Source organism: Rathayibacter sp. AC182, from assembly GCF_979253875.1.
Genome location: NZ_CEEDEK010000003.1, coordinates 644214 through 657039, shown reverse-complemented (window position 1 = coordinate 657039; position 12826 = coordinate 644214). Strand labels below are relative to the sequence as shown.

Here is a 12826-nt window from a genome sequence, read left to right as displayed (position 1 = left end):
GGGTGCGGACTCCTCGCCCCGGTGTCCCGCTCGCAGGACCGGGTCAGGAGCGCTTGCGCTCGCGGACGATCGTCCAGACGTTGCGGCCGTCGACCCGCTGATGCTCGAAGCGGGTGACGAGCGCCTGGATGAACGGGATGCCGCGGCCCGCCTCCGCCCATTCGTCGGGCATGGCCCGCGGGTCGGCGACGTCGATCCCGACGGCGTCGCCGGTGTCCTCGAGAACCGCGCGCATCTCGTGCTCGTCCAGGCCGAGATCGATCCGGCAGACGACGTCCCGAGGGGCCCGGCCGTGCTGGAGGACGTTCGTCGCCAGCTCGACGACGGCGGTCGTGAACGCCATGCGGTCCCATGAGCCGAGCTCGGGGGCCTCGGCCCACAGCTCCTCGAGGGCGGAGTGGACGTCCTCGAGGCCGTCCTCCGCCGTGCGCACGATCACGGAGCGCTCAGGCACCGGGAGCCTCCGCGGCTCGATCCGGTCGGACGGCCGACGCGCGGACCCGGGGGTCCGTCGACCCGGTGCTGTGCTCCATGCGTCCTCCTGCGGGCGTCCGCGCCCTGCGGTCCGGCCGGAGGATCACGCGGGTGCGGTCCAGGACGGGGTCGTGCGACTCCGGATCCGGTGCGAGCACCGGGAAGTCGATCCGGGACGACCGTACAAGGGATCGGGACTCGCGGCGCGCTCCTTCGCGGGCGGACCGCGGGAGCGGCGGACGCCGATCCGGTCGGGTCAGCCGCGCGAGGCCGCGATCGCGTCGGCGGCGAGGCGCACCGAGGAGGCTCGGTCGCGCAGCCAGAGGGGCACCGAGCGGGCGCGCAGCCCGGTGGACTCGAGTCCGGCGACGGCGTCCGCGTCCTCCTCGCCGACGAGCCAGGCGTCGAGCAGCCCGCCCGAGGAGCGGACGCCGTAGTGCCGGCCGACGGCCTCGGCCGAGGTCTCCACGCCGATCGCGGCGAGGCGGGCGTCGGCCATGCCGCGCACCACCGCCCCGCCGATCACGGGGGAGACTCCGACGACGGGCGCCGCCGTCGCGCGCACGGCGTCGGCGATGCCGGGCACTCCGAGGATCGTGCCGATCGACACGACGGGGTTCGACGGAGCGACGAGCACCGCGTCCGTGTCGGCGATCGCCTCGAGGACACCGGGGGCGGGACGCGCGGCCGCGACCCCCTGCTGCACGAAGCGGCGCGCGGGGACGGAGGCGCGCAGCCGCACCCACCACTCCTCGAAGTGCAGCAGTCGCACGCCCTCGCCGGGGAGCTCGACCTCGACGTGCGTCTCGACGTCGTCGTCGGACATGGGGAGCAGGCGGACGCCGAGAGGCCAGCGCGCGGTGATCCGCTCGGTCGCCTCCGAGAGGGTGAGGCCGTCGCGGAGCATCGAGGTGCGGGCGATGTGCGTGCCGAGGTCGAGGTCGCCGAGGGTGAACCAGGGCCAGCCGACGCCGAACGCGGTGAGCTCGGCCGACACCCGCTCCGACTCGCCCGCGCGGCCCCAGCCGCGCTCGGGTCGTTCACGCCGCCGAGCGCGTAGGTGAGGGAGTCGAGATCGGGGCAGACCTTGAGGCCGGTCAGCCACATGTCGTCACCGGTGTTCGCGACGACCGTGATCTCGGAGGGACCTCCGCCCGCGGCCTCCAGATCGCGGAGGTGCTCCCGCACCGCGGAGGTGAAGCGGGCTCCGCCGACGCCGCCGGCCAGGATCGTGATGCGCATCCGCTCACGGTACCGCGCGTGGCGCGCACCGACGGAAACGGTGGCACGTGAGCCGCTAATGCTGCGGATCCCCGCTCGAAACACGCGGGAAACGTCGAAGGACGACGATGGCCCCTGTCCACGGAGCTCGGCCGGGAGCGTTGCCTTCGGGCGCACGGCCCACCACAGTGGGGACCACGGTCTCTCGGCTCCGCATCCGCACGGCGCCGAGGCGCCCGAGGAGTTCCGCCGATGGAGACCCGCCGGCGGATGACCCACGTCATGGAGGTACCGATGACCATCGTCCGCGCAGCGATCACCCAGACCACCTGGACCGGCGACAAGGAGTCGATGCTCGACAAGCACGAGCAGATGGCCCGCGACGCCGCGGCCGAAGGAGCGCAGATCGTCTGCTTCCAGGAGCTGTTCTACGGCCCCTACTTCGGCATCACGCAGGACAAGAAGTACTACCGCTACGCGGAGCCCGCGGACGGGCCGATCGTGCAGCGCTTCGCGGCGCTGGCGAAGGGCTCGGCGTCGTGATGATCCTCCCGATCTACGAGGAGGAGCAGACCGGGGTGTACTACAACACCGCTGTCGTGGTCGACGCCGACGGCACGATCCTCGGCAAGTACCGCAAGCACCACATCCCGCACCTCGACCGCTTCTGGGAGAAGTTCTACTTCCGCCCGGGAAACCTCGGCTTCCCGGTGTTCGACACCGCCGTCGGCAAGGTGGGCGTGCACATCTGCTACGACCGGCACTTCCCGGAGGGTGGCGCGAGCTGGGCCTGAACGGGGCGCACCTCGTCTTCAACCCGAACGCGACCAAGCCCGGGCTCTCCAACCGCCTGTGGGAGGTCGAGGGACCGGCCGCCGCCGTGGCGAACGGCTACTTCGTGCTCCAGCCCAACCGCGTGGGCCGCGAGGACAACGAGTACGGCGAGCTCGCCGTCGACTTCTACGGCACGAGCCAGGTCATCGATCCGCGCGGGAACTTCGTCGGCGAGCGCGGCTCCGGGAGAGCGAGGAGATCCTGATCCGCGATCTCGATCTCGACATGGTGCAGCAGATGCGCGACGACTGGCAGTTCTACCGCGACCGCCGACCGGAGTCGTACACCAGCATCCCGAAGCCGTGACCGCCCGATCCACCCAGGAGCGACGATGAAGACCCTCATCACCAACGGCACGGTCGTGAACGCGACCGGCACCGGCACCGCGGACGTGCTGATCGACGGCGAGACCATCGCCGCGGTCCTCGCACCGGGATCCACGCTGCTCGGCTTCGATCTCGCGGCGAACGTCGACCGCGTGATCGACGCGACGGGCAAGTACGTGATCCCCGGCGGCATCGATGCGCACACGCACATGGAGATGCCCTTCGGCGGCACGTTCGCCTCGGACACCTTCGAGACCGGCACCCGGGCCGCGGCCTGGGGCGGCACCACCTCGATCGTGGACTTCGTGGTCCAGTACCCCGGCGAGAGCGTCGTGGACCGCTACCAGGCCTGGCAGGCGAAGGCCGCGGGGGAGTGCGCGATCGACTACGGGTTCCACCAGATCCTGTCGGATGTGCAGGACTCGTCGCTGGTCGCGATGGACGAGCTGATGGACGAGGGCGTGACCAGCTTCAAGCTGTTCATGGCCTACAAGGGCGTGTTCCTCTCGGACGACGGGCAGATCCTGCGGGCGTTCCAGAAGGGCGCCTCGAACGGGGCGATGATGATGATGCACGCCGAGAACGGCGCGATCATCGACGAGCTGGTGAAGCAATCGCTGGCGGCCGGCAACACCTCGCCCTACTTCCACGGCACCTCGCGGCCGTGGCAGGCGGAGGAGGAGGCGACGCACCGGGCGATCATGATCGCCGATCTCACCGGCGCGCCCCTCTACGTCGTGCACGTGTCGGCGAAGCAGGCCGTGGAGCAGATCGCCCAGGCCCGCGACCGCGGCATGAACGTGTTCGGCGAGACCTGCCCGCAGTACCTCTACCTCTCGCTCGAGGAGCAGCTGGGCGCTCCGGGCTTCGAGGGCGCGAAGTGGGTGTGCTCCACCCCGCTGCGCTCGAAAGCGGAGGGGCACCAGCACCACATGTGGCAGTCGCTGCGGACCAACGACATCCAGATGGTCTCCACCGACCACTGCCCCTTCTGCATGAAGGGCCAGAAGGACATGGGTGTCGGCGACTTCTCCGAAGATCCCCAACGGCATCGGCTCGGTGGAGCATCGGATGGACCTGATGTACCAGGGCGTGGTGTCCGGGCAGATCTCGCTGCCGCGCTGGGTGGAGCTGACCTCGACGACTCCGGCGCGGATGTTCGGCATGTACGGGAAGAAGGGCGTGATCCAGCCCGGCGCCGACGGCGACGTCGTCGTCTACGACCCGGACGGCCACACCTCGATCGGCATCGGCGAGGGGCGCAGCCACCACATGAACATGGACTACTCGGCGTGGGAGGGGTTCGAGATCGACGGCCACGTCGACACCGTGATCTCGCGCGGGAAGGTCGTCGTCGACGACGGGCAGTACATCGGCACGAAGGGCGACGGGAAGTACATCAAGCAGGGCCTCTCGCAGTACTTGATCTGAGTTCGGAGCATCGCTCCGAGCTCCGATCAAGAAGGCGGCGAGCCCCGACGACCTCCGTCGTCGGAACCACGGAAGACCACGACACGCGACAGCGACCCTCAATGGGTCGCATGACACCTCCGTCACCACCTGCATCACAGCACCATGAAGGAACCCCCATGGATTTCGGAGTCGTCCTCCAGACCAACCCGCCCGCCTCGCGCACCGTCGCCCTGGCCGTCCTGGCCGAGACCTACGGCTTCGACTACGCGTGGACCTTCGACTCGCACCTGCTCTGGCAGGAGCCCTACGTGATCTACTCGCAGATCCTCGAGAAGACCCACCGGATCACCGTCGGCCCGATGGTCACCAATCCCGCGACGCGCGACTGGACGGTCATCGCCTCCCTGCACGCGACGCTCAACGAGATGTACGGCAACCGCACGGTGTGCGGGATCGGCCGCGGCGACTCCCGCGGTGCGGGTGACGGGAGGGGCCCCGACGACGCTCAAGGCGCTGCGGGAGTCGATCCACGTCATCCGCGAGCTCGCCAACAGCCGCTCGGTCGAGTACGGCGGCTCGACCCTGCAGTTCCCGTGGAGCCGCGGGTCCTCCCTGGAGATGTGGGTGGCGGCCTACGGACCCGCTGCGCGCTCAAGCTGGCGGGCGAGGTCGGCGACGGCTTCATCCTCCAGCTCGCCGACGTCGACATCGCGCGCTGGATGATCAGCACGGTCAAGGAGGCGGCCGCGAACGTGGGCCGCGATCCGGAGTCGCTGCAGTTCTGCGTCGCAGCGCCCATGTACATCGGCACGGACCGGGCCCACATGTACGAGCAGTGCCGCTGGTTCGGCGGCATGGTCGGCAACCACGTGGCCGACATCGTCGGACGCTACGGGACGAGCGGCGCGGTGCCCCAGGCCCTCACCGACTACATCGCGGGGCGCGAGGGCTACGACTACAACGAGCACGGACGGGCGGGCAACAGCCACACCTCGTTCGTGCCGGACGAGATCGTGGAGCGCTTCTGCGTGCTGGGCACGGCTGAGGAGCACATCGCGAAGCTCGAGGCGCTCGCCGCGATCGGCGTCACGCAGTTCGCCGGCTACCTCCAGCACGACAACAAGGAGGAGACGCTGCGCGTCTACGGCGAGCGTGTCATCCCGGCTCTCGGCCCGCACATCACGGCCAAGGCATGAGGGCTACGGCCGCGACGCGCGGGATCCTGCTCGGCGCGGCCGGCCTGCTCCTGCTCGCTGCGGTCTGGGAGGCGTACAAGGCGCTCGGACCCGAGGCGGGAGTGGTCGTCGGCGGTGTCACCGTGCTCCCGCGCACGAGTGCGATCGCGATGCCGCACCTGTGGGAGATCGCGGCGCGCCTCGCCGAGCCGGTGACGGGTGCCCGTGGCGCGCCGGCGCTGTGGCTCGCGGTGCTGCAGGCCAGCGCCTTCTCCCTCGGCATCGCCGCGGTCGGCTGGGTCGTCGGGGTGGTCGTCGGGATGCTGCTCGCCCTGCTGATGCAGCGCTTCCGCACCGCGGAGTCGGCGGTGCTGCCGTGGATCGTGCTCAGTCAGACGGTGCCGCTCATCGCGATCGCCCCCTGGTGCGCCGCTGGGGCTCGCAGCTCGGGCTCGGCGCGTTCACATGGGAGAACTGGATGTCGGTGGCGCTGATCGCTTCCTACCTCGCCTTCTTCCCGGTCTCGATCGGGGCGCTGCGCGGGCTCGGATCCCCGCCCGTGCACCAGGTCGAGCTGATGCGGGTCTACGGGGTGGGCTGGTGGAAGACGCTGCTGCGCCTCCGTCTGCCCGCGAGCGTGCCCTACCTGCTGCCGGCGCTGCGCCTGGGCGCGGTCAGCGCGGTCATCGGCACCGTGGTCGCCGAGGTCTCGATCGGCCTGCGCGGCGGAGTGGGCCGCATGATCATCGAGTTCGCCTCCGCCGCCGGGGAGACCCGGCCAAGCCCTGGGCGCCGATCCTGGGCGCGGTGCTCGTCGGCCTCGCGGCCGCCGGCGCCGTCGCGCTGATCGGGGTCGCCCTCCGTCCATACCGCAGAGGAGCAGCCCGCATGAGCGCTGCCGAGTCCGCCGTCGTCGTCGACGCCGTCACCAAGACGTTCAGCACGAAGAAGGGTGCGAGCGTCACCGCCCTGCAGGACGTGTCGCTCGAGATCTCGGCGGGCGAGTTCGTCTCGCTGATCGAGGCCGTCCGGCTGCGGCAAGTCGACGCTCCTGCGCCTGATCGCCGATCTCGCCGAGCCGTCGTCGGGCGCGATCTCGGTCTTCGGCAAGACCGCCCGGCGCGCCCGCCTCGACCAGGACTACGGCATCGCCTTCCAGCAGGCGGGCCTTCTGCCCTGGCGCAGCATCCGCGCGAACATCGCGCTGCCGCTCGAGCTGCACGGGGCGAGCACGGCCGCCCGCCGCTCGCGCGTCGACGAGCTGCTCGCGCTCGTGGGGCTCGGCGACTTCGCCGACTCCTACCCCGACCAGCTCTCGGGAGGCATGCAGCAGCGCGTCGCGATCGCGCGGGCGCTCGCCGAAGGCCCGCGGCTGCTCCTGATGGACGAGCCCTTCGGTGCGCTGGACGAGATGACCCGCGAGCGGATGCAGACGGAGCTGCTGCGCATCCGCACCGAGACCGGGGCGGCCGTGGTGTTCGTGACCCACTCGATCCCGGAGGCGGTGTTCCTGTCGGATCGTGTCGTCGTGATGTCTCCGCGGCCGGGCCGCATCCGCGACGTGCTGAGCATCCGCCTGCCCGAGGCCGCCTCTCGCGATGAGGGCGTTCGCGAGGACGAGGCCTTCTTCCGCGACGTGAGCGCCGTGCGCGAGCTGCTGCACGACGAGGCGGCGGCCGTGCCGCGCGGCGTGGAGAACCGATGACGACCCCGGCGCTGGCGCGCAGCGTCCTCGCGCCGCTGCTGCTCGGCGTGGCGGCGCTGGTGCTCTGGCAGGTCGTCGTGACGGCGCTCGACGTGAAGCCGTTCGTGCTCCCGTCGCCGGTGGCGATCGGCGCGGAGTTCGCGCAGAACCTGGGCTCGGTCGCCTCGGGCAGTCCGGGTCACCGGAGGGAACGCGCTGATCGGACTCGTCGCCGGTGCGGTGATCGCGGTCGTCGTCGCGAGCCTCGCGGCGCTGCTGCGGGTCTTCGACGGCCTCGTCGCTCCGATCGTCGCCGCGGCCGCTGTGGTGCCGATCGTCGCGCTGGCGCCGGTGCTCTACACGATGTTCGGAGCGAGCGCCGAGACCGCGCGCCAGCTCGTCGCCCAGCTCTGCCGTCTTCGTGCCGGTCTACGTGAACACCCTGCGCGGGCTGCGCCAGGCCACTCCGGTGCACCGCGACCTGATGCGGGCCTACGCGGCGACTCCGTGGCAGAGCACCCTGACCATCACCCTCCCCGCCGCCGTGCCGTTCTTCTTCACGGGACTGCGGATCGCCTCCTCCTCGCCGTCATCTCGGCGCTGGTCGCCGAGTACTTCGGCGGTCCGGTGGGCGGACTCGGCAAGTCGATCACCACGGCGGCCTCGGGCAGCGACTACGCGCTCGCCTACGCCTACGTGCTCGGCGCCGTGCTCGTCGGCCTCCTGTTCTACTGCGCCACCGCGGGGCTCGAGGCCCTGGCTCTGCGGCGCAGTCGCGCGCGCTGACCCGTCAGCCGCACCCGTCCGGGTCCGCCCGGCGCACCACCGTTCACCCGGGTCCGCCCGGCGCTCCACCGTTCCACCCGGGTCCGCCCGGCGCTCCACCTGCACCACGGCACGTCGCTCCCCAGCACCGCCCAGGCACGTCCTGCACCACACCACCAGGAGGAACGGTGAACAGACGCACGCGCATCGCGACGACGACGACGGCGGGGCTCGCCGCCGTCGGTCTCGCGCTCGCCGGATGCAGCGCATCGGCACCGACGACGGCGGCTCGGGCTCCGGCTCGGGCGACCTCACGCCGGTCACCCTGCAGCTGCAGTGGGTCGCCCAGGCCCAGTTCGCCGGGTACTACGCCGCCCTCGACCAGGGCTACTACGAGGACGAGGGCCTGGACGTGACCATCGCCGAGGGCGGCGGCGACATCGTGCCGCAGGACGTCCTCGCCTCCGGAGACGCGGACTACGCGATCTCGTGGGTGCCCAAGGTGCTCGGCTCGATCGAGCAGGGCGCGGCGATCACCGATGTCGCGCAGATCTTCGAGCGGAGCGCCACCACGCAGATCTCGTTCAAGGACGAGGGCATCACCTCGCCCGCCGACCTGTCGGGCAAGACGGTCGGCGGCTGGGGCTACGGCAACGAGTGGGAGCTCTTCGCCGGCATGCAGCAGGACGGAGTGTCACTCGACGACATCTCGCTCGTGCAGCAGCAGTTCGACATGAACGGCTTCCTCGCCGGCGACATCGACGCGGCGCAGGCGATGACCTACAACGAGTACGCGCAGGTGCTCGAGAGCGTGAACCCCGAGACGGGCGAGCTGTACACGCCCGACGACCTGAACGTGATCAGCTGGAACGACGTCGGCACGGCGATGCTGCAGGACGCCATCTGGGCCGACGCCGAGAAGCTCGAGAGCGACGACGCGTACGCCGAGCAGACGGTCGCGTTCGTGAAGGCCTCGATCAAGGGCTGGATCTACGCGAAGGACAACCCGGAGGAGGCGGCCGACATCGTCACCGCCGCCGGGTCCACGCTCGGCACGAGCCACCAGCTCTGGATGACCAACGAGGTCAACAAGCTGATCTGGCCCTCGACCGGCGGCATCGGCATGATCGACGAGGCCGCCTGGCAGCAGACCGTCGACATCGCCAAGGAGACGCAGAACGAGACCGGCGCGACGATCATCAGCGACGACCCGCCGGAGACGGCGTACTCGAACGAGTACGTCGAGAAGGCGCTGGCCGAGCTCGAGGAGGAGGGCGTCGACACCAGCGGCGCCGACTTCGAGCCGATCGAGGTGACGCTGCAGGAGGGCGGCGCCTGATCCGTGCTCCCCGGGCCGGGTCGTCGCTCGCGACGGCTCCGGCCCTTCGCGTTCTCGGCCGGCCCTCGCGCGTTCCCGGCCGGTCCGCGCGCCGCGTCCTCGGGTGCGGTGCGCCCTCGACCGGCGCCTCCGCTCGGACGGCGCTCCCGGGCGTAGATGGACCCTCGTGACTACTTTCCGAAAGACGCCGTTCACCGTGCACGTGCGCGATCTCATCGGCCGTCCGGGGGAGATGCGCGAGCACCGTCTCGACATCGACGCGCCCGAGCAGTACGGCGAGGGATCGTGGCCGTCCGCGAGGGCGCTCCGATCGAGCTCGACGTCCGCGTGGAGTCGGTGCACGAGGGATCCTGGCCAGTGTCGAGGTCTCGGCGGAGGCCGTCGGCGAGTGCAGCCGGTGCCTCACCGACATCTCCCTGCCTGTCGATGTCGAGTTCCAGGAACTTTTCGCGTACTCTTCTGACGAAGCTTTCGACTATGAGGTTCACGACGACCACGTGGATCTTGAACCTCTGGTCAGGGATGCGGTGGTTTTGTCGCTGCCGTTCAGCCGGTCTGCCGGCCGGATTGTCCGGGCCTCGACCCCGTCACGGGGGAGCGGCTGGCCGATTCCTCCGAGCGCGAACCCGATGCGCCGCACGACCCCAGGTGGGCCGCGCTCGCCGGGTTGAGCGAGACGGGGAACGGCGGGGCCGCAGCGCCCGGAGCTCCGCAGACAGCGGTGCAGGCGCGAACGCCCGCACCGAATCCGGCCTAGCCCCGTTACGGGACCTTAGGTAGAGAAGAGAATCATGGCTGTTCCCAAGGGGAAGAAGTCCCGCGCGAACACCCACGCCCGTCGTTCGCAGTGGAAGGCCGAGGCCCCCAAGCTGGTCAAGACCGTCGAGAACGGCAAGGTCGTCTACAGCCTTCCCCACCGCGCCAAGGTCGTCGAGGACTCCGCGGGCACCGCGCTGTTCCTCGAGTACAAGGGGCCGCAAGGTCGCCGACGTCTGATCCGATCCTCCGGCCGTCCGCCGCTCCGCGGCCGGCGACGAGGTGGTCCATGGTGAACCAGACCTCCGCATCACCCTCCAGCGACGACCGGTCGCGTCTGGAGGCCACGCTCGGCGTGAGCCTCGACGGTGAGCTCTTCGAGCTCGCCCTGACGCACCGGTCGTTCGCTTTCGAGCTCGGGGATCCCGCACAACGAGCGCCTCGAGTTCCTCGGCGACTCGATCCTCGGCCAGGCCGTCACGGTGATGCTCTACACGGAGTACCCGGCCCTCAGTGAGGGCGACCTGGCGAAGCGGCGCGCGAGCCTCGTCTCGACGGTCGCGCTGGCCGAGATCGCCCGCGGCATCGGGCTGGGCGCGTTCGTCCGCCTCGGTCGTGGCGAGGAGTTGACCGGCGGTCGCGAGAAGGCGTCGATCCTCGCCGACACCGTCGAGGCGATCATCGGCGCCGTGTACCTCGGCACCGGTCCCGACGCCGCGCGGGACCTCGTCCTGCGCCTGATCGCTCCGCTGCGCGCGGATCCGGGACGCTTCGGGGTCTCGATGGACCCCAAGACGAGCCTGCAGGAAGCGGCAGCCGAGCGCGGCGCGCCCGCCCCGCGCTACGAGATCGCCGCCACCGGGCCCGACCACAACAAGGTGTTCGTGGCCACCGTGATCGTCGGCGGTCTGGTCACCGCCCCGCGGCGAGGGGACCAGCAAGAAGGCCGCCGAGATGGCGGCCGCGCTGGACGCCTGGACACGCCTCGCGGCACTGCCGCCCGTCTCCGGGGCCTAGGCGTGCCGGAGCTCCCCGAGGTCGAGGTGGTGCGCGCCGGCCTCGCCCCGGCCGTCACCGGCTCTCTCGTCACCGGCGTCGAGATCGTCGACGAGCGCTCGCTGAAGCGCCACGTGCATCTGCACGGCGCGTTCGAGCGTCTGCTGGTCGGGCGCCGGCTCGCCGGAGCCGTGCGCCGCGGGAAGTTCCTCTGGATGCCCGCCGGCCGCGACGAGGCCCTGCTCGTGCACCTCGGGATGAGCGGGCAGGTGCTGCTGCGCGCCGCGGATGCGCCGCCGGCCAGGCTGACGCGCATCCGGATCGCCATCGAGCACCCCGAGCACGGCGAGCTCGCCCTGCACTTCGTCGACCAGCGGATCTTCGGCTCCATGGCGATCGACACGCTCGAGCCCACCCCGGACGGCGCCCCGGGCGGCTACTCCGGCGACGGGCCGCTGGGAGACTGGACCGCACGCGTCCCCTCGCAGGTGGCGCACATCGCGCGGGACCCGCTCGATCCCTTCTTCGACCTCTCCGGCATCGTGACGGCGCTCGGGCGCCGGAACAGCGGGATCAAGCGGGCGCTGCTCGATCAGACCCTCGTCAGCGGCATCGGCAACATCTACGCGGACGAGTCGCTGTGGGCGGCCGAGCTGCACCCGGAGCGCTCGAGCGCGTCGCTGAGCGAGCCGCGGATCCGCCGCCTCTTCGCGGAGGTGCGCTCGGTGCTCGAGCGTGCGCTGGCCGAGGGCGGGACGAGCTTCGACGCCCAGTACGTCAACGTGAACGGGGCGTCGGGGTACTTCGCACAGCCTCAACGCCTACGGGCAGACCGGCAAGCCGTGCCCGCGGTGCGGCGAGGCGATCGTGCGGGTGCCGTTCATGAACCGCTCGTCGCACCTCTGCCCGCACTGCCAGCTGCTGCCGCGGGTGGCGGAGGAGCGGCGCGACCTCAGCTGAGGCAGGGTGCGGAGGCCTGACGGACGACGGTCACCCCGCACTGCCGATGGGGCGGAGCGGCGCGGTCAGGCCGTGGCCTTCTCGGATGCCGGAGCGTGCTTCACATGCGCGACGAGGTGGCCGAACAGCGACGCGATCAGGGTGATGGCGGCGGCGATCGCGAGGCCGAGCCAGAGGCCCGCGGTCAGCGCGAGGGCACCGACTCCGGCTCCGGCTCCGATCAGCACGACGGCCGCCAGGCGGCGGAACCAGGGCTGGCCCTTGCCGCTGCCGAGCCAGGAATCGGCGGCCAAGCCGGTGATGGTGGAGGTGACGACGACCGTGGTCACGTCCTTCACCGCGATGTGGCGGGCGGTCGCCGCCTGCAGACCCATCGCCAGGCCGAGGATGCCCGTCACGGTCAGGGCGAGCGGCTCCGGGTGCTCGGGGACGACGCCGAGGACGATCGCGAGCACGGCCATCAGCAGGCCGACCACGGTGAAGAGCCAGGTGGAGCGGGTCGTCCAGCCGGTCTTCACGGGGCGCAGCACGCGGCCGCCGATCGCGGCGCCGAGCATGAAGCCGACGAGCGCGATGATCGGGCCGACGACGGGCAGGTCGTCGGCGCCGGCGAGGGCCATGCCGAGGATCACGACGTTGCCGGTCATGTTGCCGGTGAAGACGCGGTCGAGGCCGAGGTAGCCGACGGCGTCGATGATGCCGGTCGAGAAGGTCAGGGCGAGCATCAGGCCGAGGTGGACGTTCTCGGTGCGGGTGCGCAGGCGTCGGAACACGGGGGTCCTGTCGTCGGAGGGAGGGAGGCGCCCGCGAGAGGCCGTTCCGGCACGCTCGCGACGGCGCGTCGCGTGCTCGAGTGCATCTCGCGGGGTGGAGCGGGGGCTGA

Annotated in this window: 9 protein-coding genes and 8 pseudogenes; 13 read left to right on the top strand and 4 right to left on the bottom strand. The window is 71.1% G+C overall.

The genetic code is table 11. The annotated features are described in order from the left end of the window. Positions 1-43: 43 nt before the first annotated feature. From AC0CII_RS06630 to AC0CII_RS06620, 3 genes and pseudogenes are all read right to left on the bottom strand, one after another. Positions 44-454, bottom strand: a complete 411-nt coding sequence (locus AC0CII_RS06630) for an ATP-binding protein (protein WP_465225687.1) — start codon at positions 452-454, stop codon at positions 44-46. 276 nt (positions 455-730) lie between these two features. Continuing rightward, on the bottom strand, positions 731-1381 hold the full coding sequence (locus AC0CII_RS06625; RefSeq protein ID WP_465229083.1) for a 2-phospho-L-lactate transferase CofD family protein: 651 nt from the start codon (positions 1379-1381) through the stop codon (positions 731-733). Positions 1382-1566: 185 nt separating this feature from the next. Continuing rightward, positions 1567-1716: pseudogene (locus tag AC0CII_RS06620) on the bottom strand (2-phospho-L-lactate transferase); the annotation flags it as partial. A 273-nt stretch (positions 1717-1989) separates the two neighbouring features. Between AC0CII_RS06620 and AC0CII_RS06615 the strand changes: the two are divergent. From AC0CII_RS06615 to mutM, 13 genes and pseudogenes are all read left to right on the top strand, one after another. After that, positions 1990-2835, top strand: a pseudogene (locus AC0CII_RS06615) (nitrilase-related carbon-nitrogen hydrolase). A gap of 25 nt (positions 2836-2860) precedes the next feature. Beyond that, positions 2861-4286: pseudogene (gene hydA / locus AC0CII_RS06610) on the top strand (dihydropyrimidinase). A gap of 101 nt (positions 4287-4387) precedes the next feature. After that, positions 4388-5464: a TIGR03842 family LLM class F420-dependent oxidoreductase gene (locus tag AC0CII_RS06605; protein ID WP_465228924.1), complete on the top strand. Its 1077-nt coding sequence runs from the start codon at positions 4388-4390 to the stop codon at positions 5462-5464. After that, positions 5461-5937, top strand: a complete 477-nt coding sequence (locus tag AC0CII_RS06600; protein ID WP_465228923.1) for a hypothetical protein — start codon at positions 5461-5463, stop codon at positions 5935-5937. The genes AC0CII_RS06605 and AC0CII_RS06600 overlap by 4 nt, the downstream gene beginning before the upstream one ends. Beyond that, on the top strand, positions 5928-6290 hold the full coding sequence (locus AC0CII_RS06595; protein WP_465228922.1) for an ABC transporter permease: 363 nt from the start codon (positions 5928-5930) through the stop codon (positions 6288-6290). The genes AC0CII_RS06600 and AC0CII_RS06595 overlap by 10 nt, the downstream gene beginning before the upstream one ends. 41 nt (positions 6291-6331) lie before the next feature. Further along, positions 6332-7148: pseudogene (locus AC0CII_RS06590) on the top strand (ABC transporter ATP-binding protein). Then, positions 7145-7564 (top strand): hypothetical protein, encoded by a 420-nt coding sequence (locus tag AC0CII_RS06585; RefSeq protein ID WP_465228921.1) that lies wholly within the window; start codon positions 7145-7147, stop codon positions 7562-7564. The pseudogene AC0CII_RS06590 and the gene AC0CII_RS06585 overlap by 4 nt, the downstream one beginning before the upstream one ends. Further along, positions 7479-7913, top strand: coding sequence for a hypothetical protein (locus AC0CII_RS06580; RefSeq protein WP_465228920.1), 435 nt, complete (start codon positions 7479-7481; stop codon positions 7911-7913). The genes AC0CII_RS06585 and AC0CII_RS06580 overlap by 86 nt, the downstream gene beginning before the upstream one ends. A 238-nt stretch (positions 7914-8151) precedes the next feature. After that, positions 8152-9231: an ABC transporter substrate-binding protein gene (locus AC0CII_RS06575; protein WP_465228919.1), complete on the top strand. Its 1080-nt coding sequence runs from the start codon at positions 8152-8154 to the stop codon at positions 9229-9231. Between the two features lie 232 nt (positions 9232-9463). After that, a pseudogene (locus AC0CII_RS06570) lies at positions 9464-9988 on the top strand (YceD family protein). A gap of 34 nt (positions 9989-10022) precedes the next feature. After that, a pseudogene (gene rpmF, locus AC0CII_RS06565) lies at positions 10023-10227 on the top strand (50S ribosomal protein L32). A 49-nt stretch (positions 10228-10276) separates the two neighbouring features. Further along, positions 10277-11004, top strand: a pseudogene (rnc, locus tag AC0CII_RS06560) (ribonuclease III). A gap of 2 nt (positions 11005-11006) precedes the next feature. Then, a pseudogene (gene mutM / locus AC0CII_RS06555) lies at positions 11007-11943 on the top strand (bifunctional DNA-formamidopyrimidine glycosylase/DNA-(apurinic or apyrimidinic site) lyase). Between the two features lie 65 nt (positions 11944-12008). On the opposite strand, the gene AC0CII_RS06550 reads toward mutM, so the two are convergent. Next, a complete protein-coding gene (locus AC0CII_RS06550; RefSeq protein ID WP_465225693.1) occupies positions 12009-12716 on the bottom strand; it encodes a YoaK family protein in 708 nt (235 codons plus the stop codon). Between the last annotated feature and the right edge of the window lie 110 nt (positions 12717-12826).